The sequence below is a fragment of the Pedobacter xixiisoli genome (genome assembly GCF_900215335.1).
In the GTDB taxonomy this organism is placed as follows: domain Bacteria; phylum Bacteroidota; class Bacteroidia; order Sphingobacteriales; family Sphingobacteriaceae; genus Pedobacter; species Pedobacter xixiisoli.
The window spans coordinates 35,785-59,618 of the sequence record NZ_OCMT01000001.1; the positions used below are offsets into that span (position 1 = coordinate 35,785).

General features: G+C 36.5%; 25 protein-coding genes. 10 read left to right on the plus strand and 15 right to left on the minus strand.

Annotation, left to right across the window (positions count from 1 at the left end):
* Positions 1-198: 198 nt before the first annotated feature.
* The 4 genes from CRO54_RS00155 to cmk all read right to left on the minus strand — a co-directional run bounded on the left by CRO54_RS00155 (position 199) and on the right by cmk (position 4,013).
* A complete protein-coding gene (locus CRO54_RS00155) occupies positions 199-1,008 on the minus strand; it encodes a hypothetical protein (protein WP_144371931.1) in 810 nt (269 codons plus the stop codon).
* Positions 959-1,786 carry a 3-keto-disaccharide hydrolase gene (locus tag CRO54_RS00160; protein ID WP_097127292.1) on the minus strand — a complete coding sequence of 276 codons (828 nt, stop codon included), beginning with the start codon at positions 1,784-1,786 and terminating at the stop codon, positions 959-961. Before CRO54_RS00160 ends, CRO54_RS00155 begins: the two co-directional genes overlap by 50 nt.
* A gap of 66 nt (positions 1,787-1,852) precedes the next feature.
* On the minus strand, positions 1,853-3,319 hold the full coding sequence (locus CRO54_RS00165) for a TPM domain-containing protein (protein ID WP_171047791.1): 1,467 nt from the start codon (positions 3,317-3,319) through the stop codon (positions 1,853-1,855).
* Between the two features lie 13 nt (positions 3,320-3,332).
* Entirely contained in the window at positions 3,333-4,013 is a 681-nt protein-coding gene (gene cmk / locus CRO54_RS00170; protein ID WP_097127296.1) for a (d)CMP kinase, read from the minus strand.
* Positions 4,014-4,071: 58 nt separating this feature from the next.
* Between cmk and arfB the strand changes: the two genes are divergently transcribed.
* The gene (gene arfB / locus CRO54_RS00175; protein WP_097127298.1) at positions 4,072-4,482 is read left to right on the plus strand and encodes an alternative ribosome rescue aminoacyl-tRNA hydrolase ArfB; all 411 of its coding nucleotides are present in this window, start codon (positions 4,072-4,074) and stop codon (positions 4,480-4,482) included.
* Positions 4,483-4,507: 25 nt separating this feature from the next.
* Here arfB and CRO54_RS00180 read toward each other — a convergent pair whose 3' ends face one another.
* The 4 genes from CRO54_RS00180 to lon form a co-directional block, all read right to left on the minus strand.
* Complete coding sequence (locus tag CRO54_RS00180; RefSeq protein ID WP_097127300.1) at positions 4,508-4,852, minus strand: hypothetical protein; 345 nt, start codon at positions 4,850-4,852, stop codon at positions 4,508-4,510.
* Between the two features lie 301 nt (positions 4,853-5,153).
* Positions 5,154-5,681: a L,D-transpeptidase family protein gene (locus tag CRO54_RS00185; RefSeq protein ID WP_097127302.1), complete on the minus strand. Its 528-nt coding sequence runs from the start codon at positions 5,679-5,681 to the stop codon at positions 5,154-5,156.
* A 6-nt stretch (positions 5,682-5,687) separates the two neighbouring features.
* The gene (locus CRO54_RS00190; protein ID WP_097127304.1) at positions 5,688-6,641 is read right to left on the minus strand and encodes a lipid A deacylase LpxR family protein; all 954 of its coding nucleotides are present in this window, start codon (positions 6,639-6,641) and stop codon (positions 5,688-5,690) included.
* Between the two features lies 1 nt (position 6,642).
* Positions 6,643-9,108: an endopeptidase La gene (lon, locus tag CRO54_RS00195; RefSeq protein WP_097127306.1), complete on the minus strand. Its 2,466-nt coding sequence runs from the start codon at positions 9,106-9,108 to the stop codon at positions 6,643-6,645.
* Between the two features lie 380 nt (positions 9,109-9,488).
* Between lon and CRO54_RS00200 the strand changes: the two genes are divergently transcribed.
* Complete coding sequence (locus CRO54_RS00200; protein ID WP_097129789.1) at positions 9,489-10,115, plus strand: tetratricopeptide repeat protein; 627 nt, start codon at positions 9,489-9,491, stop codon at positions 10,113-10,115.
* 2 nt (positions 10,116-10,117) lie between these two features.
* Here CRO54_RS00200 and CRO54_RS00205 read toward each other — a convergent pair whose 3' ends face one another.
* Together CRO54_RS00205 and gpmI are read right to left on the minus strand one after the other, a co-directional pair.
* On the minus strand, positions 10,118-10,642 hold the full coding sequence (locus tag CRO54_RS00205; protein ID WP_097127308.1) for a hypothetical protein: 525 nt from the start codon (positions 10,640-10,642) through the stop codon (positions 10,118-10,120).
* Entirely contained in the window at positions 10,642-12,162 is a 1,521-nt protein-coding gene (gene gpmI / locus CRO54_RS00210) for a 2,3-bisphosphoglycerate-independent phosphoglycerate mutase (RefSeq protein WP_097127310.1), read from the minus strand. The genes CRO54_RS00205 and gpmI overlap by 1 nt, the downstream gene beginning before the upstream one ends.
* Before the next feature lie 133 nt (positions 12,163-12,295).
* Between gpmI and CRO54_RS00215 the strand changes: the two genes are divergently transcribed.
* The 4 genes from CRO54_RS00215 (at position 12,296) to CRO54_RS00230 (ending at position 15,164) form a co-directional block, all read left to right on the plus strand.
* Positions 12,296-12,694: a DUF4783 domain-containing protein gene (locus CRO54_RS00215; RefSeq protein ID WP_244904276.1), complete on the plus strand. Its 399-nt coding sequence runs from the start codon at positions 12,296-12,298 to the stop codon at positions 12,692-12,694.
* A 49-nt stretch (positions 12,695-12,743) separates the two neighbouring features.
* Positions 12,744-13,586, plus strand: a complete 843-nt coding sequence (gene nadC, locus CRO54_RS00220; protein WP_097127312.1) for a carboxylating nicotinate-nucleotide diphosphorylase — start codon at positions 12,744-12,746, stop codon at positions 13,584-13,586.
* Positions 13,587-13,645: 59 nt separating this feature from the next.
* Complete coding sequence (gene plsY, locus CRO54_RS00225) at positions 13,646-14,293, plus strand: glycerol-3-phosphate 1-O-acyltransferase PlsY (RefSeq protein ID WP_097127315.1); 648 nt, start codon at positions 13,646-13,648, stop codon at positions 14,291-14,293.
* Between the two features lie 64 nt (positions 14,294-14,357).
* Positions 14,358-15,164, plus strand: a complete 807-nt coding sequence (locus tag CRO54_RS00230; protein WP_097129794.1) for a M48 family metallopeptidase — start codon at positions 14,358-14,360, stop codon at positions 15,162-15,164.
* 38 nt (positions 15,165-15,202) lie between these two features.
* Here CRO54_RS00230 and CRO54_RS00235 read toward each other — a convergent pair whose 3' ends face one another.
* Entirely contained in the window at positions 15,203-16,459 is a 1,257-nt protein-coding gene (locus CRO54_RS00235; protein WP_097127317.1) for an anthranilate synthase component I family protein, read from the minus strand.
* 83 nt (positions 16,460-16,542) lie between these two features.
* Here CRO54_RS00235 and CRO54_RS00240 point away from each other — a divergent pair, with 83 nt between their 5' ends.
* The gene (locus CRO54_RS00240; RefSeq protein WP_097127320.1) at positions 16,543-17,139 is read left to right on the plus strand and encodes a tetratricopeptide repeat protein; all 597 of its coding nucleotides are present in this window, start codon (positions 16,543-16,545) and stop codon (positions 17,137-17,139) included.
* Between the two features lie 51 nt (positions 17,140-17,190).
* On the opposite strand, the gene CRO54_RS00245 is transcribed toward CRO54_RS00240, so the two are convergent.
* From CRO54_RS00245 to CRO54_RS00260, 4 genes are all read right to left on the minus strand, one after another.
* A complete protein-coding gene (locus CRO54_RS00245; protein WP_097127322.1) occupies positions 17,191-18,468 on the minus strand; it encodes an adenylosuccinate synthase in 1,278 nt (425 codons plus the stop codon).
* A gap of 40 nt (positions 18,469-18,508) precedes the next feature.
* The gene (locus tag CRO54_RS00250) at positions 18,509-18,982 is read right to left on the minus strand and encodes a Fur family transcriptional regulator (protein ID WP_097129796.1); all 474 of its coding nucleotides are present in this window, start codon (positions 18,980-18,982) and stop codon (positions 18,509-18,511) included.
* Positions 18,983-19,141: 159 nt separating this feature from the next.
* Positions 19,142-19,495 carry a four helix bundle protein gene (locus CRO54_RS00255; RefSeq protein WP_097129798.1) on the minus strand — a complete coding sequence of 118 codons (354 nt, stop codon included), beginning with the start codon at positions 19,493-19,495 and terminating at the stop codon, positions 19,142-19,144.
* A gap of 34 nt (positions 19,496-19,529) precedes the next feature.
* Positions 19,530-21,740 (minus strand): RelA/SpoT family protein, encoded by a 2,211-nt coding sequence (locus CRO54_RS00260; protein ID WP_097127324.1) that lies wholly within the window; start codon positions 21,738-21,740, stop codon positions 19,530-19,532.
* A gap of 111 nt (positions 21,741-21,851) precedes the next feature.
* Here CRO54_RS00260 and CRO54_RS00265 point away from each other — a divergent pair, with 111 nt between their 5' ends.
* The 3 genes from CRO54_RS00265 to bshB1 all read left to right on the plus strand — a co-directional run bounded on the left by CRO54_RS00265 (position 21,852) and on the right by bshB1 (position 23,785).
* Positions 21,852-22,469 carry a DUF4294 domain-containing protein gene (locus tag CRO54_RS00265; RefSeq protein ID WP_097127326.1) on the plus strand — a complete coding sequence of 206 codons (618 nt, stop codon included), beginning with the start codon at positions 21,852-21,854 and terminating at the stop codon, positions 22,467-22,469.
* Between the two features lie 9 nt (positions 22,470-22,478).
* Entirely contained in the window at positions 22,479-22,985 is a 507-nt protein-coding gene (locus tag CRO54_RS00270) for a glutathione peroxidase (RefSeq protein WP_097127341.1), read from the plus strand.
* Between the two features lie 83 nt (positions 22,986-23,068).
* A complete protein-coding gene (gene bshB1 / locus CRO54_RS00275) occupies positions 23,069-23,785 on the plus strand; it encodes a bacillithiol biosynthesis deacetylase BshB1 (RefSeq protein WP_097127343.1) in 717 nt (238 codons plus the stop codon).
* The last annotated feature ends 49 nt before the right edge of the window (positions 23,786-23,834 follow it).

The following is a 23,834-nucleotide window of genomic DNA, read 5'->3' on the forward strand; positions in this document are numbered from 1 at the left end:
AAAGTATTTCCGCTGCTATCGGGTTTAATCAGCCCAAAACTATACAAAACACATACTCTTCGGTCTTGACATATTTCTTATTTTCTTTATGGTTAATTCTAAATATTATTTTTAACGAAGGCTGGCAAAGTATTCGCAATAATGCAAAAGAATTTGTTTCCAATTTTAATTTGTAAATGTGTGCGGCGTTTTACACATTTATGATTTGTAAGGTCGTACTTCAAAAAATAAGGTAATATCGCCAGTATTATTTTCTCTCATACTTTTTATTCTTTTCCAATTAAAAGTATTTCTAAAATACTTTTCTAACGCACTTCTAAGTTGTTCGTTATCTTTGGTGAGATTGAATATTTTCTTTATTTCGCCGCTATTTTTTAGTTCAACGCCTACTAGACTAGTGTAATTAACAGAATCTTTATTTATAGTTTTCTTAAAGTCACCGATATATATCGATGCCTCATTAGGGATTTTATTGGTGTGTTTTCTAGCAAAGCGTTTTAGTAATGTCAGCTTTTCTTCAACTTGATCTCGTTTGTAATAATGTTCTTCAGGGCTTTTATAAGATTTGCAGAGATAGGTTGATATAGATTTGTCTTTCATGAAATTACCAAAAATCAGTCTAACTTCACCTTCTTTGATAAATGTGCCACACGAATTATAGGAATCTACTCCGTTGCTTCCAAGTATATATAAATGCTTTAAATTTTTGCCCTTATACAAATCTAGTACTTCAACATCGGCTCTGTAATACTCATTTGTATTTGGATAGTTTTTGTAGTTTTTTAAAATTTTAACTACTCCAACAAAATCTGCGGTTTGATACGGAAAAGTAATTGTTGATTCACTACAATAACAAGCGAATGCTTTCGGTATAGAAAATGCAGCAGCAAGTAATAATATGCACAAAGTTTTCTTGATCATGCGCCAAGGAGACGAATTCAATAAAAATTCCACAAAACTACTCTTTGCCCAATTTCTCCAAAACCTTATCCAGTTTCTTTTGATCATTTGCATAAGGTTGCAAATCAAAAAGTTTTACTGTTCTAAACTCAATTGGATGACTTTCACTTTGCAATGAGATATATCCGCTAGTTAAACGCTTTCCATCTTCTTTCACCTTAGGGTCAAAATTAGCTACATTACCACCGCCAATTTTTGGTTTGGTATAAGTTAAAACAGTGTCTTTGTTAATGATATGCTTAATCACCGAATCACCTAAGACCAAGAATTCTGCAGTAACCCATTGCTCACCATGATAAGTTTTGGAAGTACTATTTAGGCAATGTGTCTCAAACAAGCTGTTTTTAATTTCAATGGTGGTTCCAGGTGTACAGACATTTCCTGTGGGGCGTTCATCTTTTCCGTTGCCACCTAAAAACTGACCTTCAATAGAAATCGGGAAGTCTTGGTCCTTTAACATGGTAGCGGGATCTTGACAGTGCAACATGGCTCCACTATTTCTTAAAGCCCATTCCTGCCCGCCTTTTGCCTGTTCGCCTACAAATCGGTATTCTACTTTTAGTAAATAATAAGAAAAGGGTTTTTTGTAGAAAATATGTCCATATTGTTTGTCGAAATCTTGGTAACCATCATATTTTACCTTCATCAGGCCATCTTGAACGTAAAAGGTATTGCCGAAATTTTCCTTGTAATTATGTTTGGAGATTTTAATATTCCAATCTTTTAAGTCTTTTCCATTAAAAAGATTAATCCAGCCTTTTTGTGCATAGGTATTTAAACCGCTAAATAAGGTGATAGTGGCAAGTAAAATTTTGTATCTGCTCATTTCTATGATTTGGTTAATCCTCGAAGATAAGCGATAAAGAGATTACTATCAAGTAGCTAATACATTTTACCAGCTGCCGCCAGCACCGCCACCGCTGCTTCGACCGCCACCCCAACTTCCAGAAGATGAGGATGAAGATGATGAAGAAGAGGATGATGATGAACTACTTGTACTACGAACCAATTTACTTAGTACAACTAAGCCTAAAGCAATTTTATGTTTGCAAAATTGGCAACTTTGAAATTTCTCGGCCTGTCCCGTGCTGCTATACGTTGCCGCTTTGATTGTTTTTTGTTCAGGTTTGCCCAAAGTAACAAATCCACATTTTTCGCATTCGAAGTAATTTTTACTTTTCTCCCCTGGCCAAGCCACAATTTCGATATCATCAGCTTGGCGACCTTTCCAAATTTGATAAGTTTTAACGCCTAGTTGTTCTTCCTTGTATTGCCCAGCAGTTAAATGAGGTTTGCCTGTAGGATTTGAATTTCTATCTATACGTCGGTAATCTTCAAAGCCTTCTGGTGCAATAAGCTGCTTACTCAGTTCCTTGTTTTTTAGAAACTGTTTAAGTAATCCGATGAGGGTTAGTGGCGCAAAGGGAATTAAAATGGCGGTTTTTGCTAGATAGTTCTTCATTGCCTCGAGATAACTGGCAACATCTTTACTCTGCTCTTTAATAGTTGTTCTACCAGAATTTATTTTTATAGTTAATATCAAAGAAGCTACAGCGCCAATAGTCCAAGGTAAAAATTCTGGTTCTAATAGATTGGTATTGAAGATTGTTACAGCGAAAACACAAAAGAAGATACCAAAAAATATAATGCCGCATCCGATAAACACATTTTTTTCAAATTTGCTATTCTTTTTCGAATTTTTCTGCGATTCTGGTGCCCATTTTTTGATCAGCTTAAATAAGCCAAAATAAGCTAATATAACGGATAGTGCTATTAAAAAATAGTTGCTGTTCTTCTCTATAAATGTTTTTTCTCTTGGGATTAATGAATTGAGCTCGGCGATGCCGTCGGGAGAAGTTAATACTTTTTCGATAACCCCAGCAGCAACTACGATTCCCGCACCATATCTACCTTCTTTAAAGGCAGGAACTAAAGACCGTTCACCAATCTGTTTGAGTGTAACATCCGGCAGTAAACCTTCTATACCAGCACCTGTAATGAAACGGTAACGTCTTCTGTCTTTGGCTACCAAAAGCAGTAATCCGTTATTAGCACCTTTTTTGCCAATTCCCCAAGTGTTAAATAGGGTATAAGCAAAGTTGAAATCATCGTCTTCGTAAGTAAAATCGTTAATGACCACTACCGCAAATTCTACTTTGCCTGTAGCTTCAATTTGCTTAGCAATTTGATTGAGCTCGCTAACTTCCGAACTTGATAATATCCCATCGGGATTGCTTACAAAATGATCTTGCCCTTGTTGCTTTGGGTCGGGAATGGAAGATATACTGTGCTGTGCCCAAGTCGTAGTAAATATAAAGAGACTTAAAATGATTATCGGAAAGATTTTAGTTTTAAGCATCATCATATTCTTTTTAGGTGTGTAAAAACGGTTGAACTTTTTCTAAAGCAAAAGCTAATTGCTCTGCTTCGGTAATTTCGGTATTATCTAATATAATTGCGTCTTCGGCACGTGTAAGCGGACTTTCTACTCTTGTGGTATCGGCATAATCACGATGTGCGATGTTCTCGAAAACTTCTTCTAAGGTAATAGAGGTATCGCCTTTAGACAACATTTCGTTGTATCTACGTTCCGCTCTAATTTTCGGGTCGGCAGTCATGAAAAATTTTACCTGTGCGTCTGGGAATACAGCAGTGCCAATATCGCGTCCATCCATCACAATGTTTTTGGATTTGCCCATGCGCTGTTGCTGCTTCACCATTTCAGTACGCACTTCTTTAATAGCAGAAACCGGACTTACAGCTTCAGAAACCGGCATCAGTCTAATTTCATCTGAAACTTCTTCGCCGTTTAAGGTGATATGAGATTCGTAATCTTTAGCGTGGAAATTTAATTCGATATGTTGTAGTGCATCTACAATCGCATCATGATTTTCTAAGTCTACATTGTTGCGCAAAAAATATAAGGTAATTGCTCGGTACATAGCTCCACTGTCGATATAAATAAAGCCTAGCTTTTTTGCCAACGCTTTTGCCAATGTACTTTTTCCACAAGACGAATAACCGTCTATAGCGATCACCAAATTCTTTCTCATAAGCTGCAAATATAGTACAGTTAAATGTACTTAATGAAATAAAAACTACATTTGTGGCATGTTGCCAGATCAATCAGATATATTAAAAGTAGTTAGCTTTAAAACCTCGAGAAGTGGAGGTAAAGGCGGACAAAATGTGAACAAGGTATCTAGTAAAGTAGAACTGATTTTTAACATTGATGATGCGCATTTTTTCACAGAAGAAGAAAAACTGAGATTAAAAGATAAGCTTGCTTCGAGGTTAGATACGGAAGGTTTGCTGCATGTGGTTTCGCAAGAAGATAGAAGTCAGTTGTTGAATAAGCAAAGAACAGTTTTGAAATTGATTGCTATTTTGAAAGCTGGACTGGAGGTGCAAAAAGTAAGAAAGGCTAGTAAAATTCCAAAAGCGGTTAAAGAAAGGCGGTTAGCTAATAAGGCGGTAAATGCTCAAAAGAAAGAGAGTAGAAGGAAACCTAGTTTTGATTAAGGTTTCCTCTACCATAATGTTATTATTATTGAATGTAAACTTTAGAACTGATTGGCAGATTTAGTATTATTCCATCTAAGGCTTCAATATAACCATTAACAAACCATTTTAGTCTTTCACTTCTATCTCTTTTATTGCCATCTTGCCAATATATTTTGCTTAACTCTAATTCACTATGTCTTAGGTTTAAAGTTAGCCAACTTGTTGCGTATTTGTCGGCATCAAGGCTAAAGTGTTTCAATGCAATTGCTTGTACTTTGCGCAAGATTTGTCCCACCTCTTGATATGCATAGTTAGTGTCATGGCTAAACGCATGATGCAATATCTCGTTTTTGATTTCTACTATGAAATTTTTATTTAAATTTTCCATGTCTAAAAATAGGTATAACATGCTATATATCAGTTATTAAGTTGTTAACATTATTGCCTTTTTGGACAAAGATAATGAAGGGAAAAGACAGTAGAAGGAAACCTAGTTGTGACGAGTTGGTATTTTCGTCATTTCGACTGGAGCGCAGCGGAATGGAGAAATCTTTGGATATGCATTTACTATCCCGCTGTTTTTAACTCTGCATAGACTGCTAAATTTTGATGGGTTTAAAGTTGAATTCAAAGATCTCTCCACTGCGGTCGAGATGACGGAGTAGGAGAATTTCTGCTAACTTACTGCACTAAGGCCTAATCTCAATCTTGGCGTTAGGTATCACAGCTTCATAAAGCTCGTCAACTTCTGAGTTGGTAACTGCAATACAGCCATTGGTCCAGTTGGTAAACCGATGCAATTTATTAATCATTCCAGTAGCTCCATTGGGTAAACCGTGGATTTTAATATCTCCACCTGGGGATTTTCCTAGTAATTTCGCTTTTTCTCTGTCCGCTTGGTTCGGATAAGAAACGCCTAAGTTTTTATGATAGCCGCTGTTAGGATTTCTATCGTTAATACGATAAACACCTTCGGGAGTTTTTTCATCGCCCTCAAAAACCTTATGGCCAATTGGATTATCACCCAGCGAAATTTGATAAGTCTTCAAAGGTTCTGCACCTTGGTACGCTTTCATGGTTCTCTTTGATTTCTCTACCAAAAGAAAATCAATTTTAGAACCCGAAGGTAGTTTCTGCTCTGGCCAAAAATTGTAGGTAACAGTAGCAGCAATAAAAATAAGGACAAGATAAAGCAATATTTTTCTCGCTGTTTTCATCACTATTTAATTAAAGCGATAGTACATCGAAATACTTCCATACTGGTGAGCTCTTGCTGTGCTCTTAATTTCTTTCGATAAGAAAATTAAACTGTAGTCTATCGTAAAACGCGGAGAACTGTAATTAAAACCTAAACTTTGCGAAAAAACTAGAGGTTTAACATCGAAAGTAACTGGACTGTTATCGTTAAATAAGCTGCCCTGTACCGTGGCATCATAGGCTACGTAGTTCAATTGAGGCTTGGCATAGAAGTAAAATTCTTTCTTCTTTAGTTTTTCAGTTTTACTCTTGTTGCTAATGCTTGCATTATAATGCACAGAATTAAAAAGCTGATTGATATCACCAGCCCTAAAAACAACACCTACGCCAGCACCATTATAAGTGGTCCCTAGGTTTGCATAAGTATCTAAGGTAAAATCTACCACATTATCGCTACTACGGTGTAGTAACTTAGCAAACTGCACATTCGCATTAGCAGCAAAATCATTAGCGATTTGATAATCCCAACCTTGTACTTGGTAAAAACCTACAATGCGATGCAGTAAATCTTGTGCTTCTTCGCCCAAGGCATCTGGTCCAACCGTACCAAAGTTTACACCAACTTTTAAAAGGCTTTCATTTTTGTAAAATAGACTAGTTTGCAAACCTCCGTATAAATGAGCCGCAAAAGGTCTATCGTGGGTAGCTGGATCAGGCCGGTAACCAGAAAGTGCGTTATACATTTTCTGTCCTGCAGAAATCTCATAGGTTGCTTTCTCTAAGTTTCTTTTTAATTTCTGTTGGTCAACTGCACGCCTAAAATAAACGAATAGTCCGTTGGTGTAATAGCGATCTTGGCCATACCAAAGGTACGCATCGTTATCACTTTTAAAACCAAACTCGTTCTTGTACTCTTGCGCATAAGAACCATAAACAATAGCTAAAATGGCAAGGGCAGCCAGAACGAGTTTTTTGTACATATTAATTAGTACTAGTTTTTGTTTTTATTGTTAAATCAATTGGGTTTTTAACTTTATCTTTGGTTAAAGCTAATCCAATTACTTCTTGCATTTCTGTCACATAGTGGAATTTCAAATCTTTGATGTAATCTTCCTTAATCTCTAAAATATCCTTACGGTTAGATTTACATAAAATGATTTCCTTAATGTTGGCACGTTTAGCTGCTAAGATTTTCTCCTTGATCCCGCCAACAGGCAACACTTTTCCACGCAAGGTAATTTCGCCAGTCATTGCTAGGTTTTGTTTCACCTTACGTTGTGTAAAGGCCGAAACCAAAGCTGTCAACATTGTAATACCTGCAGAAGGTCCATCTTTTGGTGTAGCGCCAGCAGGAACGTGAACGTGTAAATCGAAGTTGTCGAACAACTCGTGATTGATGTCAAATTGCGATGCATGTGCTCTAATATAAGCTAAAGCAATTACTGCAGATTCTTTCATCACATCACCTAAGTTTCCGGTTAAGGTCAATTTACCTTTACCTGGACTTAAGCTTGCTTCGATGAATAGAATATCGCCGCCAACTTGTGTCCAAGCTAAACCTGTAACTACACCGGCTACTTCATTACCTTCGTAAGCATCTTTGTCAAAAATAGGCGCACCTAAAATTCTTTCTACATCCTCATTATCTAAAGCAGGTTCGTAGGTTTCTTCCATAGCAATTTTAGTTGCAATGCCACGTACTAACGAACCAATTTTTTTCTCTAAACCACGTACACCACTTTCTCTGGTATAATCTTCGATCACTTTCTCGATTAAAGAGTTTTTAAGCGTGATTTGCTTACTGTCTAAACCATGCACTTCTTTTTGTTTAGGCAATAGATATTTTTTAGCAATCTCGATTTTCTCTTCAATAGTATAACCGTTTACTTCAATAATCTCCATACGGTCTAACAAAGCAGGTTGTATGGTGCTTAAAGAGTTTGCCGTAGCGATGAAAAGAACATTCGAAAGGTCGTATTCGGCTTCTACGTAGTGGTCGTTAAAAGCATTGTTTTGTTCTGGATCCAACACTTCAAGCAAAGCTGATGATGGGTCACCTCTAAAGTCAGAACCTACTTTGTCAATTTCATCTAAAACAAAAACAGGATTGTCTGCGCCCGCTTTTTTGATAGATTGAATGATACGACCAGGCATTGCACCAATGTAAGTTTTACGATGCCCACGGATTTCCGCTTCATCTCTTACACCGCCCAAAGCCATACGTACATATTTACGGTTTAATGCTTTGGCAATAGATTTCCCTAAAGATGTTTTTCCAACTCCTGGAGGGCCAACCAAACACAAAATTGGTGCTTTCATGTCGCGTTTTAGTTTTAACACGGCTAAGTACTCAATAATACGTTGTTTCACCTTCTCTAAACCGAAATGGTCTTTATCTAAAACACGTTGTGCTCTTTTTAAATCGAAATTGTCTTTAGTAAATTCTCTCCAAGGTAAATCTAAAAGCAATTCCAAATAATTCATTTGGATCGAATAATCTGGAGCGGCAGGGTTCATTCTACCCAATTTTTCTAATTCCTTGTTGAAATGCTCTTTTACACTTACCGTCCATTTTTTCTTTTTCCCTCGAGCTTGTAGGGCTTCAAATTCTAAATCTGTAGAGCCGCCTAGCTCTTCTTGAATAGTTTTGAGTTGCTGATTAAGGAAATAATCGCGTTGCTGCTTATCTAAATCAGTCCTTACTTTAGTTTGGATTTGATTTTTAAGCTCTAACATCTGAAGCTCTAAGGTCAATAACTCCATTACCCTTTCAGCACGTTTGCGCAAATTGCCCATCTCAAGCATTTTTTGCTTGTCGGCCATTTCTGCATTCATGTTAGAAGAAATGAAATTGATTAAGAAAGAAGTGCTCTCAATATTTTTCAAAGCAATTCCTGCCTCACTTGGAATGTTAGGAGAAAGCTGAATAATCTGGCTCGACATTTCCTTTATTGCCGCTACCAAAGCCTTAAACTCTTTATCGTTTTTGTGCTTTGTTTCGGTAAATTTGGCTACAACCGATTTAATAAATGGCTCTGTCTGCATTTCTTGCACCAATTGGAAACGCTGTTTGCCTTGGATAATCACGGTAGTGTTTCCATCGGGCATTTGCAGCATTTTAATGATATGTGCAACCGTGCCAACATTGTGTAGTTGTTCAAAAGTAGGGTCTTCGATAGAAACATCTCTCTGTGCTACTACACCAATCACTCTATCACCTTTGTAGGCTTCCTTAATTAATTTTATAGATTTATCCCTACCTACCGTAATTGGAATTACCACGCCAGGAAAAAGTACAGTATTTCTTAATGGAAGTATAGAAAGTATTTCAGGAGTTTCTTCACTATTCATATCGTCTTCGTCTTGTTGAGACATCAACGGGAAAAACTCTGTGTCTTCGCTTATAATAGGTAAAGTATTAAAATCAAACGGGTCTTGTTTGCTCATTCAGTTGTGTGTTATATGGTAGGCGACAATATGACAGCATTGCCACTTTAAATTTATCAAATAATTATGCAGAGGTATAATTTCAACTCCTATGCCAAAAATAAGATTTCTGCGCAAGGCGATGTTTCTATAAGTCGATTTAGATTAATATTCGTTCTTATAGACACTACAGCTACTTTAGCCGTGCTAAAATTAATTAAGTATTTTAATTGAAACACTTTTCTACCAAAATTAGTTTTCGGTAAAAACGTCATGTAAATAAAAGCAAACGGAAAAATCATATTTACAATTATTGTGCGTTTAATTGTATAATTGCACATGAAAATTAATTAACATATTTTTCATTTCAGAAAATGTGTAGATTTAATAAAAACATTTTAATGAAACTCCTTACAAAATCTTACTTACTATTTTTAGCTATTTCATTTAGTATCACCGCTCAGGCGCAAAGCAATTTCGAGAAACAAGGTACTCAAGCTTGGATGAAAGGCGATTTTAAAACTGCCGTAGTGCAACTCGAAAAAGCTGAAGCGAAAGACCCGAGTAATATTAATGTGTTGAAGATGTTGGGCTATTCTTATTTCCAGAATGGGGATTTTGAAAATGCTATTGGTGCCTATTCTCGTTTAATAGCTCAAAAGCCAAGTGATTATTCTGCATTTTATTATAGAGGAAAAGCTAGATTGAATATCGCAAATGCACCTAAAGAAGCGCTTAATCAAATGAGAGATAGCTTTTACAGCTCTGCAATTAAAGATTTTTCTAAAGCGATGGAGATTAGCGGCGAAGAAGATATTCAGATTTTGCAAAATAGGGGTGTAGCTTATAAAGACTATGGTATTTTCAAGTCTTATAAAGCAAAGAAATCAGCAGATAAAAATGCTTGCATCACTTTGTTTAATAGTTCAATTGCCGATTTTCAGAAAATATTAACGATGCAGCCACTTAAAAAAGATGTGGTTTCATTAATTGATTATGTAAAAGCTCAAATTGCTAGCCTTAAATAACTCTATTTGAATTTTCCAGTAACCTGATATCTTTTCTCACCAAGAAATGTAATATCCTGTAGGTTTTGAATAAAGTATAAACTATCTGGATAATATAAAAGTGTATCTGTAGAAGTATACAGGTAGTTTTTTGTGGTCTTGAATATCTTGATTCCTTTGATCTGGTTATTCGCTTTTAGAATTTCAATCCTCTTAATAGGGATTTTTAGGTTGCTCGTAGTGTAATTGATATTGCCATCGATTACCGTTTCAGTAAACTCGCCTTTCCACGAAGCTTTATTGATATCAGCGGTGCTAAAGCTGGATAATTCTGTTTTCCAGTCATTTATTTTGATGGCAAGCTGTTCTGTTCTGCCTGCTGCAATCACGCTTTTGGCTATTGTTGGGTCTGTTTTTTGTAGACGACTTATTTCTCCCTCAAAATATGATGCAAGATTAAAATAAGTAGGCGTATCTGCCTTCTTACTTTCTTGTGATGAGCAAGAAAATAGCAATAAGACAAATACACCTAAAATTGATTGCTTCATTATACTAAACAGTTTCCTGTCATTATAGCAGGAGCCTCAATACCCATTATTTTTAACACAGTGGGGCCAATATCTCCCAATTTACCATCGGCAACGGTCTTGTAGTCTTTATCGATTAAGATACAAGGAACCAAGTTAGTTGTATGTGCAGTATTTACAGAACCATCGGCATTCAACATAAATTCTGCATTACCATGGTCAGCCAAAATAATAAAAGAATATCCGTTGGCAACTCCCGTTTCAACAACAGTTTGAGCACAAGCATCCACAGTTTCCACAGCTTTAACCACAGCATCAAATACACCTGTGTGTCCAACCATATCTGGATTAGCGAAGTTTAAGCATACAAAATCTGGCCATTGGCTTTGTAGTTCCTTGGTGATTGCTTCTGTAATTCCAGCCGCACTCATTTCTGGTTGCAAATCGTAAGTAGCAACTTTTGGAGAAGGAACTAAAATGCGTTTTTCATTGTGAAATTCTTTTTCCCTGCCTCCTGAAAAGAAGAAAGTTACGTGTGGATACTTTTCTGTCTCAGCAATTCTGATTTGATTTTTGTTGTTGGCTTCTAAAACTTCACCTAAAGTATTGTTCAAATCATCTTTAGTAAAAACCACATTTACGTTCTCAAAGCTTTCATCATAGGTAGTCATGGTAACATAGTATAATGGTAGCTTGGTCATGCCTTGCTCTGGGAAATCTTTTTGGCAAAGCGCCTGCGTAATTTCTCTACCCCTGTCTGTACGATAATTGAAACAAATTACTACATCACCTTCTTTGATGGTGGCGGTTGGGTTGCCATCGGCATCAGTAATTACTACAGGATTAACAAATTCATCGGTAATTCCTTCAGTATATGAATGTTGGATGGCTATCTCTGGACTGGTGAATTTGGCGCCAATGCCATTCACCATAACGTCGTAAGCTAGTTTTACACGCTCCCAACGATTATCTCTATCCATTGCATAGTATCTACCTACAATAGAGGCGATTTTACCAGTAGAGTTTTGCAAATGTTTGTCTAACGCAGTGATGTAATTTAAACCACCATTTGGGTCTGTATCTCTACCATCTAAAAACGCATGTACAAATACATCTTCCAAACCTTGTTCTTTGGCTGCATCACAAAGTGCCATTAAATGGTTAATATGGGCATGTACACCGCCGTCGGATACCAAGCCGATAAAATGTACTGGTTTGTTATTCGCCTTTGCATAAGAAAATGCATTAAGCAAGGTTTCATTGGTGTTTAAAGTTCTATCAGTTATTGCTTTGTTAATGCGGCCTAATTCTTGGTAAACTACGCGTCCTGCACCTAAGTTCATGTGTCCTACCTCCGAATTTCCCATTTGTCCTGCAGGTAAGCCAACAGCTTCACCAGAGGCTTCTAATTTAGAGCTGGGATAGTTTTGTAATAGAGAATCGAAAAATGGAGTTTTGGCAGCATAGGCGGCGTCAGATTTATCTCTTTTGCCGTAGCCCCATCCATCAAGAATTAAGAGTACCAGTTTTTTAGTTTCCATTATAATTTGTTATTGTCAATGTTTTACGTTGTTTTGCAAATATACTCGAAATTAAGCCCTAAACCCAATTATTTGAATTTAATTGCGGACAAATGGCATAGTTTTAGCGGTAATTAAACTTTAGTTTTTAAGGATGATGTTCAAATCTATACTTGCGCTCATGGTAATGTTTCTGCAGTTTCCGCTTCAAGGCGCAATGCAGGGTGATATTGCTGATGAACTAGCGGCACACTTTAAGCAAGGTAACTCTAAAGAGATAGCGAAAAGTTTTGCTACATCTGTAGAATTAATCATTATTGACCATGAAGATGTATACAATAGAGCACAAGCTGAGCAAATTCTTAAAGACTTTTTTCTAAAAAATCCACCTAGTAAAACCAGCATCATCCACAAGTTGAGTAATAACCCAAATTACCGACTTACAATTCTTTCTTTAACCTCTAAAACTGATAAGTTTAGGGTAACCGTGACCATGAAAAAAGTTTCTAACGCTTTTTTAATCACTGAGTTAAGGATAGAACAGGAGAGATAATTCTATATTGATGAGCATTTTGCTATTTTTGTAGCAAAAATATACCGCTTTGGATAAGAAACTTATTGATCTATTTATAAAAAATGCGATTGCTGAAGATGTGGGAGATGGTGATCATACTTCTTTGTCTACAATTCCACAAGGCACACAAGGAAAAGCTAAGCTGATTGTTAAGGAAAAAGGAATTTTAGCAGGTGTTGAGCTTGCTCTTGAAATCTTTAATCAAATAGACCCTTCTTTAAAAGTAGAAGTTTTTTTAAAAGATGGTCAAGAAGTGAATTTCGGAGACATTGCTTTCAACGTTTATGGCAGTACACATGCCATTCTTTTGGCAGAACGTTTAGTGTTAAACTGTATGCAACGCATGAGCGGTATTGCTACCAAAACACATCGTATTGTAAAAGCATTAGAGGGATATAAAACTAAGGTTCTAGATACGAGAAAAACTACTCCAGGTCTAAGGTATCTAGAAAAATGGGCGGTGAGAATTGGTGGTGGCGTCAATCACAGGATAGGTTTGTATGATATGATTTTAATCAAAGATAATCATGTAGACTATGCTGGCGGAATTGCAAATGCCATTAATCAAGCAAATGCTTATTTAACAGATACTGGCAAACAATTGCAAATAGAAATAGAGGTAAGAAATATTGAAGAACTGCAACAAGTATTAACTATTGGTAGGGTAGATAGGATTATGCTCGATAATTTTGAACTGCCATTGCTTAAGCAAGCTGTAGAATTAATTGATGGTAAGTTTTTAACCGAAGCTTCGGGTGGAATTGTGGAAGAAAATGTAACAGACTACGCAGCTTGTGGTGTAGATTACATCTCAATGGGCGCTTTAACACATTCTGTAAAAAGTTTAGATTTAAGTTTAAAGGCGTTTTAGCATGCAAGAGAATTATCTAAACCTTTCGAAAACATTTTTTTTATTATCATTGTAGGCAAATGATTTCAATCTATTCCATCTCTGCGCTTATTGCGGCCTATCTTTTGGGGTCTATACCTACAGCCGTTTGGCTAGGTCAGGCCTTTTACGGTATCGATGTAAGGGAATATGGAAGTGGTAACGCAGGAGCTACAAATACTTTCAGGGTTTTAGGTAAAAAGCCAGGTATCATTGTAATGACAATTGATATCATGAAAGGCTTTACTGCTACCAAATTAGCCTATTTTATTGGTCTCTCCGTAACTGGTCCAAAATACTCCGCACAGTTTGTAAATTACGAATTGGCCTTGGGTGTAATTGCCGTTATGGGACATTTATTCCCAATTTTTGCAGGGTTTAGAGGAGGCAAAGGAGTAGCTACACTTTTCGGGATGATTTTGGCCGTAAACCCACCAGCGGCTCTACTTTGCGTAACTGTTTTTGTTACAGTACTGTTAGTTTCTAAATACGTTTCTTTAAGTTCAATTTGCGCTGGTTTTACTTTTCCTTTGGGCACAGTTTTTGTTTTTCAATCATCCGTAAAAGCAGAAGTGCTCTATAGTATATGTGTTTGTGTACTAATATTGGTTACACACCAAAAAAACATAGAACGTCTGTTAAAAGGAAAAGAATCAAAAGTATATCTATTTAAGAAAAAGCAAGCCTAAGCTCAAAACTGCCAAACAAAATTGTTTGTAAAACAGTTATGTGTTGGGTGATAAAATTAAAACCATGAAGAAAACAATAATTTTCGGAATAGCAACTGTAGTGCTTGCAATTTCCTCGTGCTCAACTGTTCCATTAACTGGACGTAGCAGATTAAGTTTAGTAGACGACAGCCAATTACAACAACAGGCTGCAATTGGTTATAGTCAGTTACTGAGCGACCCAGCTACAAAAGTGGTGCCGTCTAGTAATGCTAATGCAGCAATGGTTAAACGTGTTGGACAAAGAATAGCCGCTGCTGTAACGCAATACATGAATCAAAATGGTTATGGTGACCAAATTAAAAACTATAAATGGGAATATAACCTGATTGATAGTAAAGAGATTAATGCGTGGTGTATGCCGGGAGGTAAGATTGCGGTTTACACAGGTATTTTGCCAGTAACTAAAGATGAGGCTGGCCTAGCAACCGTAATGGGACATGAGGTAGCACATGCAATAGCACAACACTCTGCAGAAAGAGCTTCGCAGATGACAGTAGCTCAAGGTTTAGGTACCGCGGTTGGCGTAGCTAGTGCCAATTCTAAATACGCAAGTTACATCAACGCAGCTTACGGTATCGGAGGCCAGTTAACCATTCTAAGTTACGGAAGAAACCAAGAGTTAGAAGCCGATAAAATGGGACTTTCTTTTATGGCAATGGCGGGATATAATCCTAGTAATGCTGTTGGTTTCTGGCAAAGAATGGCACAAGCTAGTGCAGGTTCTCAAAAACCACCTGCTTTCTTAAGCACTCACCCTACAGACCAATCTCGTATTGCACAAATACAAAAAGATTTACCAGAGGCGATGAAATATTATAAAGGGAAATAATTTTTCCTGAATAGCTAATTAGCAGATCTGCTAATTAGCTATTTTTTTAGCACGCTCATAATCGCGGATGCTTTCAATAGGCATTCTTCATATTCCTTTTCAGCATCAGATTCATAGGTGATTGCGCCGCCTACTTGGAACGATAAATATCGAGTTTCCGCATTGTACAAAATACTTCTTATCACTACATTGAAATCAAAATCTCCATCTGGAGTGATGTAGCCGAAAGACCCAGAGTAAACTCCTCTTTTGCTTCTTTCATACTGGTCAATCAATTGCATTGCCCTTAACTTCGGAGCTCCTGTCATTGATCCCATTGGAAAAGTATTTTTAATGGCATCTACAAAATGAACATTTGGAGATAGCTCACAGCTAATACTAGATATCATTTGGTGTACCTGTGGAAACGTATAGATTCCAAACAGTTCATCAACTTTTACGGTTCCTTTTACAGCACTTTTCGTTAAGTCGTTCCTAACCAAATCCACAATCATTACATTTTCAGCTTGTTCTTTTTTGCTGTTTTTTAATGTGTTTTTGATAGTTAAATCTTCCGCTTCGTCCTTGCTTCTTTTAGCTGTCCCTTTAATCGGCTGAGAAGTAAGCATATTACCCCTTTTAGATAAAAATCTTTCTGGCGTAGCCGATAAAATAAACTTATTCTCAATTTTAAGAAAGCCTGAGAAAGGAGTAGGAGAAACTTCTGTTAGACTTTTATAGGTTGCAAGCGGATTGATGATTGCATTTTTGGCAAAAAACTCTTGACAGAAATTCATTTCGTAAACATCGCCACGTTTAATATGATGTTTAATTTTTTCGATATGATTTAAATATTCTTCTTTGGTGAACTTCTGCTGTATACTTAAATCATCATTAGATTTTTCTTTAAAAATAGAAATTTCTAATATTTTACTGACAATTTCTTTATCGCCTTTGATGATTTGGATACGATCGTCTTTAATTGAAATTAGATGGGTGGGGATGAAAAACCATAAGTCGGGAAATGCTAAAAAGTCTTCTTTTTTGAAGTGGTCTAAGTTTTCTATTTCATCTTTTAAGTCGTAGGCTAAGAGACCGAACATCCATTCTTGGTTTTCTTCAACAAAGTTTTTTAATGAAGAGAAAGCATTTCCAGTTGGAACAATCAGCTCCTTTTCTTTACCAAATGCGATTAGGCAGTCGTGCTTACCGTATTTGTCTTGATAATGATGTGAATCTAGATAACAGCAAACATCAAAATTTGAAGCATATGTTAAGGCTTTTTCTTTAAAAGTGTTGATTTGCTCTTTGGTCATTTTCTTATCTCACAAAGTTAAAAAATGTAAACTAAGCACAGGTTAAAATTTATATCTTTCGGGCTTAATTATTAATTGCTTTTATGAAGAAAAATATCTTAACGCTTTGTTTGCTAATGGGGAGTTGTATCATTGTTAATGCCCAAAAATCAGCAAAAGAAAATTACCATGATTTTACTGTTTATCGGACTACTAAAGGTAGCGATGCGTTGATAAAGAAAGTCTCAGCGTTGTTGGAGCAGAAAGATGAATTGACAGGGAAGCAGCTCGCTAACGTAGAATATCACTTGGGGCGGATGTACGAAGAAGTTGGTGATTCGGATAATGCATTACTACATTACACAGAATCAATTAAAGGAGAACCCAACTATGTAGTTATTCACCGAGCAATGGGGTTTATTTATTTGAACAAAACAAAGGTTTTTGTGAAGCAGATGAATGAAGCCTCGGCAGCTAAAAATGTAATAGCAAATTCAAAAGCTTTTGAAAAGTATAAAGCCATGGTTCAAAAAGCACTTCCGCATTTAGAAAAATACCAGGCTTGTGAACCTGATGAGCAAACATTGACTATCATCACTAATCTATACAAAAGTATTAAGGAACAACAAGCAATTGCTACGTTGTCAGCTCGATTGAAACCTTTAGCTGAAAACTGTGTAAGTTTGTTAGAAGATGAATAAACAAAAAAAGCTCCCGAAATTTTCGGGAGCTTTTTTTGTTATCAAACTTTTTTATTTCAAAGTTAAAGTTTGTGTTCTATCTGGTCCAACCGATAAAAATTTGATTGGCACTTCTAATTCTTTTTCTAAGAACTCGATGTAAGCATTTAATTGAGACGGAATTTGCTCTGTTGAAGTGATGCCGGTTAAATCTGTCTTCCAGCCTTCAATTGATTTTAAAACAGGCTTAGGTTCTACAGTAATAATGTCATATGGCATGTAATCAATAGTTTGTCCATCATGCTCATAATGCGTACAAGCGTAAATGGTATCAAAGCCATCCAATACGTCAGCTTTCATCATAATTAATTCGGTGACACCGTTAAGCATGATCGCATATTTCAATGCAGGAAGGTCAATCCATCCGCAACGACGGGCTCTGCCTGTAGTAGCACCAAATTCGTGACCTACTGCACGTAAAGTTTCGCCAGTTTCGTCAAATAATTCGGTAGGGAATGGGCCGCCACCAACTCTAGTACAATAAGCCTTGAAAATTCCGTAAACATCGCCTACTTTGTTAGGAGCAATACCTAGACCGGTACACGCACCAGCAGTAGTAGTGTTAGAAGAGGTTACAAAAGGATAAGAACCAAAATCAACGTCTAGTAATGCGCCTTGCGCACCTTCTGCCAATACTTTTTTGCCTTCTTTTAAATAACCGTTTACAAAATGCTCGCTATCTACATGAGGAATAGATTTGATGAATTCGATCGCTTCAAAAAATGCAGCTTCTTTTTCAGCCAAATCGTATTCAAATTCATAATGAGAAAGAATGTCTTTATGTTTTTGTACTAGCTTCTCGTATCTTTCTTTGAAGTCTGGTAATGTAGTATCACCAACACGGATACCGTTTCTACCAGTTTTGTCCATATAAGTTGGCCCAATACCTTTTAATGTAGAACCAATTTTACCAGCACCCATTTTTTGCTCGTTAGCAGCATCTAATAATTGGTGAGTGGGTAAAATTAGGTGTGCTTTACGTGCTAAAACTAATTTTCCTTTGCCAACTGGATCATGACCAGCAGCTTTTAAATTATCTAATTCTCTTTTTAAAATGATAGGGTCAATCACAACGCCATTACCAATAAGGTTCATGGTTTTTTCGTTGAAAATACCTGATGGGATCGTATTCAATACAAATTTTTTACCATCGAATTCTAGGGTATGTCCAGCATTTGGACCGCCTTGAAAGCGAGCTATTAAATCATATTGTGGACTGAGAACATCAACGATTTTTCCTTTACCTTCATCGCCCCATTGCAGGCCTAGTAGTACATCTACTTGCGTCATTATAATAAATTAAGAGAATAAGATTGGTTATTGTGAATAATTAGTGTGCTTTGTTTTTAATGGTTGCCGCTGCGCTACAATCGAAACATACTCCATAAAGGTTTAAAGAGTGGTGTTTAATGTCGAACTTTAATAACTCGCCAACCATATTTTGGATTTGACCAATACGAGGGTCGCAGAATTCTACCACTTTACCACAATCGATACAAATTACATGGTCGTGTTGGTGATATCCGTAAGATTTTTCGAACTGCGCCATATTCTTGCCAAATTGGTGTTTAGTCACCAAATCACAAGAAACTAATAGCTCTAATGTATTGTAAACTGTAGCTCTACTTACACGATATTTTTGGTTTTTCATGTGTATGTAAAGTGTTTCTACATCAAAGTGGTCATCTCTTGAATAGATTTCTTCTAGAATAGCAAAACGCTCAGGGGTTTTTCTTAAGTTTTTATTTTCGAGATAGGCTTCAAATATCTTTCTTACCAACTCGTTTGTGTTCTGTTCAGACATAGTTTTAAACTCCATTCCAAAGGTAGTTAAATGATTACAGAGATTAAAGGATTACACAGATTTATGTTGATAAAATGATGGAATGTTAATGGTTAGTTATTAATGGTTAATGATCAGTTATCAGCGGCTTTGCATATTATCAACACTTTTTACTAATCACTAACTATTACTTTTAATAGTTTTTATAATAGCAGTAATCAATTTAATGATTTCAACGGCATCTTTGTTAATACTTTCAAATTGTTCCTGTTCGAGGTAATCAGTTTCTTTCAATAGCTGTAGCCAATAAATGGTCTCATTAATCTCCTTCTGAGCAATGCCCATTTTATGTTTAAAGTCTGCCCTGGTTTCTGCGTGCTCTGCTTCACGAACCATTGCACCCACGCTAGTTCCTGAGCGTAGCAGCTGTTTGCTTAAAACAAATTCCTTCTTTTGGTTTTGTAAATATTGATATAGTTTCACAATACGAATAGAGAACTTAAAGCTTTTGTTCTTTATAATGTTCTCTTTCATCATTAACAATTAATAATTTATCATTAACCATTACCTACGCATCAAACCTAGTTACGCCTGTCACACCTTTTACTTCTAACAAGTTTTTAATGAGGTTGTCTAAGTGGTCTTTGTCGTTTACAAAAACTTTGATATTTCCATCGAAAATACCATCGTTGGTATCGATAGTGATAGATCTAATATTAACATTAAAATCGTTAGAAATCACCTTCGTTAGGTTGTTAATTAGACCTACGTCATCAATACCTACAATGCGTAAACCCGTTAAGAAACTCAATTCTTGTTGTCTATTCCATTTAGCTTTAACCACACGGTAACCATAGTTGGCCATCAGCTGCGCTGCGTTAGGACAATTGGTGCGGTGTATTTTAATGCCCTCGTTTACCGTTACAAATCCAAAAACATCATCTCCCGGAATTGGGTTACAACAAGCAGCTAAAGTATAATCTATCTTTTGTAAATCTTCTCCGATAAGCAATACATCAGACTCTGGACCTTTAACTTTTTTAAGTAATGCATCAATGCGTTCATTGTCATTTACTTTTTCATTGCCTCGATTTTCAATTTCTTTCTCACTCGCAACGTACTCTCGTAAATCTTTAAGCTCAATTTTTCCGGTAGCAACAGCAATGAACAGATCTTGTGTAGATTGAAGTTTAAAGAAATAACTTAGTTTATTAAGGTTATCGGTATTGTAAGTAATTTTTAGCGATTTTAGTTTACGTTCTAATAGCTCTTTGCCTTCTTCCGCAATTTTACGTTTCTCTTCTTTTAAGGATGATTTGATCTTCGATTTGGCCTTAGCCGTCATCACAATATTCAGCCAGTCCTCTTTAGGAGTTTGCTTGCTCGAAGTAATAATTTCTACCTGATCACCATTTTGTAATTTGTACGATAGCGGAACTAATTTATGATTCACTTTGGCTCCAATACATTTAGCGCCAATATCGGTATGGATTTCAAAAGCAAAATCTAAAGCAGTAGCGCCTAGCGGCAATTGTAATAAAGCTCCCTTTGGTGTGAAAATGAAAATCTCATCAGAAAACAAGTTCATTTTGAAGTCGTCCAAGAAATCTAAAGCATTAGACTCTGGATTGCTCAACATTTCCCTCACTTTCATGATCCATTGGTCGAGACCATTGTCATTGCTGCTTTCCTTGTATTTCCAGTGCGCAGCGAATCCTTTTTCTGCAATTTCGTTCATTCGTTGTGTACGAATTTGCACTTCTACCCATTGGCCTTTTGGTCCCATCACGGTAGTATGCAGCGACTCGTAGCCGTTTCCCTTGGGTGAAGAAACCCAGTCTCTTAAACGGTCAGGGTTTGGACGATATAGGTCGGTAACAATGGAGTAAGCTTTCCAACAATCCGCTTTTTCACTTTCTGGTGAACTGTCTAAAATAATCCTGATAGCGAAAAGATCATACACTTCTTCAAAAGGGATATTCTTTTTCTTCATCTTATTCCATATAGAATGGATTGATTTTGGACGGCCGTAAACATTTGCAATTAAACCTTGTTCCGCTAAAATATCATTGATAGGCTCTACGAAGCTCTTGACAAAAGCATTTCTTTCCGCTTTTTTCTCGTTAAGCTGTGTAGCAATGTATTTGTAGGTATCGGGCTCCAAATATTTCATTGATAAATCTTCTAACTCAGATTTTATAGCATACAGGCCCAAACGGTGAGCTAAAGGAGCGTATAAATAAATAGTTTCAGAAGCGATTTTCAATTGTTTGTGACGAGGCATGAAGTCCATCGTACGCATATTGTGCAATCTATCTGCTAGTTTAATTAAAATTACCCTAACATCATCCGCAAGCGTCAGTAACATTTTTCTGAAATTCTCTGCCTGTAGAGAACTATTGGTGTCAAAAACACCTGATATCTTAGTTAAACCGTCAATTATTTTTGCGGTTTTTTTACCAAACTCACGTTCGATATCTTCCAAAGTGATGTCCGTATCTTCCACCACGTCATGAAGCAAGGCGCAAACGATAGAGGTAGTACCTAAGCCAATTTCTTCCGCGGCAATTTGTGCTACTGCAATTGGGTGGTATATATAAGGTTCGCCAGATTTACGGCGCATATCTTTATGACTTTCCAGTGCCATGTCGAAAGCCTTGCGTATTTCCTTTTTATCTCCTTTTTGGAGTGTCGATTTAGAGGCACGTAACAAAGCACGGTACCTTTTTAGTATCTCTTTCTTCTCTGCCTCAAGATCTATAACCAAAGTATTCTTCATTTGTGTTTTATAGGTAAAATTATAGTGATATTACACTATAAAGTCTTATATTGGGTTGTAGTTAAAAACGAATATATAAAAATAGCGCTAACTTTGAATAGGCATAAATTTATGAAATTTTATCGTCTTTTTGCTGTTTCAATTGTCATGATTGTTGGTTTTGGTGCAAAAGCCCAAGACAGCACATCAACTGGTATTTGGCCAAAATTGGGCAAAAATGATACCATTCGTGTAGCTGCTACCAATGATGGAGGATACATGATCCCGTGGATTGGCTTAAAAGAAGTGGTAATCCTTGGTAATCGGATCTGGAAATCGCCTCAAGAGCAGGCTATGTATAACAGGTTAAGATATAATGTACTGAAAGTAATGCCTTATGCTTTGTTTGCCAAAAGGAGATACGAAAAATTGGAACGTGACTTAGCTGTAGTAGCTGATAAAAAAGAGCAAAAGCGTTTAGTGAAGGAATGCGATAATGAAATTAAGAAAATGTTCAATACCGAAATAAAGGAGTTGACCATTACTCAGGGACAAATATTAACGAAATTAATTGATAGAGAAGTAGGGCGCACCACTTATGATATAGTGAAGCAAACCAAAGGTAAATTCGCAGCATTTTCTTATCAACTTGTTGCAAGGGTTGTAGGGCATAATTTGAAAAACACCTACAATGTGCAAGAAGATAGAGATATCGAATCGATCATCAGAAGCTCGGGCTACTATCAGTAAAGTTTAAATATGAAGGTAAATCCAACAGTGTATCCGTTTAAGGCTCGCCTTATCAATGGAACAGATAAAAACTTAGCCGATTACAATGGCAAAGTATTGTTGATCGTAAACACAGCTTCTGGTTGTGGTTTTACTCCTCAGCTAAAAGAATTACAACAAATTAGAGACGAGTTTTCTGAACAAGGTTTTGAAGTCTTAGGATTTCCATCTAACGATTTTGGAAAGCAGGAACCCTTAGATGGCAATGCTATTAATGAGTTTTGCGAAGTGAATTATGGTGTTCAGTTTCCCATTTTTGATAAAATAATGGTTAGAGGAAAGGAAGCGCATCCGCTGTTTAAGTTCTTAGCTGAAAAAAAACAAAATGGAAATTTAACTTCTACGCCACGCTGGAATTTCCATAAATATCTAATCAACAAGAAAGGAGAGGTGGTAGAATATTTCTTTCCCTTTACCAAGCCAACTTCATCAAAAGTGAAGAAGAAAATACAACGTCTTTTACAAGAGAATGTCTAAATATACTAACCACAAAGACACTAAGGACACAAAATAAATTTGCTTAGTATTCTTTATGCCTTAGTGATAAAATTGGAATATACATGAAACTAGATCTATTGGTATTAGCGGTTCATCCAGACGATGCAGAATTGGGATGCTCTGGTACCATTATCAAACATATTGCCCAAGGTAAAAAAGTAGGGATTATAGATTTTACCAGAGGTGAATTAGGAACACGTGGTACTGTTGAAACTCGTGCAGAGGAATCAAGAAATGCTTCTGCAATTATGGGAATTCATGCCAGAGAAAATATAGGTATCAGAGATGGGTTCTTTAAAAATGACGAAGAACATCAGTTGGAAGTAGTGAAGATGATTCGTAAATACCAACCAGAAATCATTTTAACAAATGCTTTATATGATCGTCATCCTGATCATGGTAGAGCATCTGATTTATCTAATGACGCTATCTTCCTTTCTGGACTGAGAAAAGTGGAAACTGCTGTGGATGGTGTTAATCAACAGCCTTGGCGACCAAGACTAACCTTACAATATATTCAGGACACTTACATCAAACCCGATATCATTATCGATATTTCTGAACAAATGGAGCAGAAAATAGAAGCCATTAGAGCTTTTAAAACTCAGTTCGATAGTCCAAATGAAGATGAACCTCAAACCTATATCTCTACTCCAGGTTTTCTGCAATCGGTAATTGCTAGAGCTAGAGAAATGGGCAAGAATATTGGAGCAGAATATGGCGAAGGTTTTACTTCTAAAAAACTTTTGGGAGTAGATAATTTATTCGATTTGAGGTAACAAAATCCTTTCAAAGCCAACAATTTGGGCAGTTTTATGTTTAAAGTAA

What these genes read in the sequence shown, in the direction of transcription:
- bshB1 (WP_097127343.1), top strand. Translation starts at nt 23,069, where the DNA reads ATGAAACTAGATCTATTGGTATTAGCGGTTCATCCAGACGATGCAGAA.
- CRO54_RS00155 (WP_144371931.1), bottom strand. Translation starts at nt 1,008, where the DNA reads ATGATCAAAAGAAACTGGATAAGGTTTTGGAGAAATTGGGCAAAGAGT.
- gpmI (WP_097127310.1), bottom strand. Translation starts at nt 12,162, where the DNA reads ATGGAAACTAAAAAACTGGTACTCTTAATTCTTGATGGATGGGGCTAC.
- CRO54_RS00160 (WP_097127292.1), bottom strand. Translation starts at nt 1,786, where the DNA reads ATGAGCAGATACAAAATTTTACTTGCCACTATCACCTTATTTAGCGGT.
- CRO54_RS00185 (WP_097127302.1), bottom strand. Translation starts at nt 5,681, where the DNA reads ATGAAAACAGCGAGAAAAATATTGCTTTATCTTGTCCTTATTTTTATT.
- plsY (WP_097127315.1), top strand. Translation starts at nt 13,646, where the DNA reads ATGATTTCAATCTATTCCATCTCTGCGCTTATTGCGGCCTATCTTTTG.
- CRO54_RS00245 (WP_097127322.1), bottom strand. Translation starts at nt 18,468, where the DNA reads ATGACGCAAGTAGATGTACTACTAGGCCTGCAATGGGGCGATGAAGGT.
- CRO54_RS00205 (WP_097127308.1), bottom strand. Translation starts at nt 10,642, where the DNA reads ATGAAGCAATCAATTTTAGGTGTATTTGTCTTATTGCTATTTTCTTGC.
- CRO54_RS00235 (WP_097127317.1), bottom strand. Translation starts at nt 16,459, where the DNA reads ATGACCAAAGAGCAAATCAACACTTTTAAAGAAAAAGCCTTAACATAT.
- CRO54_RS00240 (WP_097127320.1), top strand. Translation starts at nt 16,543, where the DNA reads ATGAAGAAAAATATCTTAACGCTTTGTTTGCTAATGGGGAGTTGTATC.
- CRO54_RS00215 (WP_244904276.1), top strand. Translation starts at nt 12,296, where the DNA reads ATGATGTTCAAATCTATACTTGCGCTCATGGTAATGTTTCTGCAGTTT.
- CRO54_RS00230 (WP_097129794.1), top strand. Translation starts at nt 14,358, where the DNA reads ATGAAGAAAACAATAATTTTCGGAATAGCAACTGTAGTGCTTGCAATT.
- arfB (WP_097127298.1), top strand. Translation starts at nt 4,072, where the DNA reads ATGTTGCCAGATCAATCAGATATATTAAAAGTAGTTAGCTTTAAAACC.
- CRO54_RS00250 (WP_097129796.1), bottom strand. Translation starts at nt 18,982, where the DNA reads ATGTCTGAACAGAACACAAACGAGTTGGTAAGAAAGATATTTGAAGCC.
- cmk (WP_097127296.1), bottom strand. Translation starts at nt 4,013, where the DNA reads ATGAGAAAGAATTTGGTGATCGCTATAGACGGTTATTCGTCTTGTGGA.
- CRO54_RS00270 (WP_097127341.1), top strand. Translation starts at nt 22,479, where the DNA reads ATGAAGGTAAATCCAACAGTGTATCCGTTTAAGGCTCGCCTTATCAAT.
- CRO54_RS00180 (WP_097127300.1), bottom strand. Translation starts at nt 4,852, where the DNA reads ATGGAAAATTTAAATAAAAATTTCATAGTAGAAATCAAAAACGAGATA.
- CRO54_RS00200 (WP_097129789.1), top strand. Translation starts at nt 9,489, where the DNA reads ATGAAACTCCTTACAAAATCTTACTTACTATTTTTAGCTATTTCATTT.
- CRO54_RS00255 (WP_097129798.1), bottom strand. Translation starts at nt 19,495, where the DNA reads ATGAAAGAGAACATTATAAAGAACAAAAGCTTTAAGTTCTCTATTCGT.
- CRO54_RS00260 (WP_097127324.1), bottom strand. Translation starts at nt 21,740, where the DNA reads ATGAAGAATACTTTGGTTATAGATCTTGAGGCAGAGAAGAAAGAGATA.
- CRO54_RS00165 (WP_171047791.1), bottom strand. Translation starts at nt 3,319, where the DNA reads ATGCTTAAAACTAAAATCTTTCCGATAATCATTTTAAGTCTCTTTATA.
- CRO54_RS00265 (WP_097127326.1), top strand. Translation starts at nt 21,852, where the DNA reads ATGAAATTTTATCGTCTTTTTGCTGTTTCAATTGTCATGATTGTTGGT.
- CRO54_RS00190 (WP_097127304.1), bottom strand. Translation starts at nt 6,641, where the DNA reads ATGTACAAAAAACTCGTTCTGGCTGCCCTTGCCATTTTAGCTATTGTT.
- lon (WP_097127306.1), bottom strand. Translation starts at nt 9,108, where the DNA reads ATGAGCAAACAAGACCCGTTTGATTTTAATACTTTACCTATTATAAGC.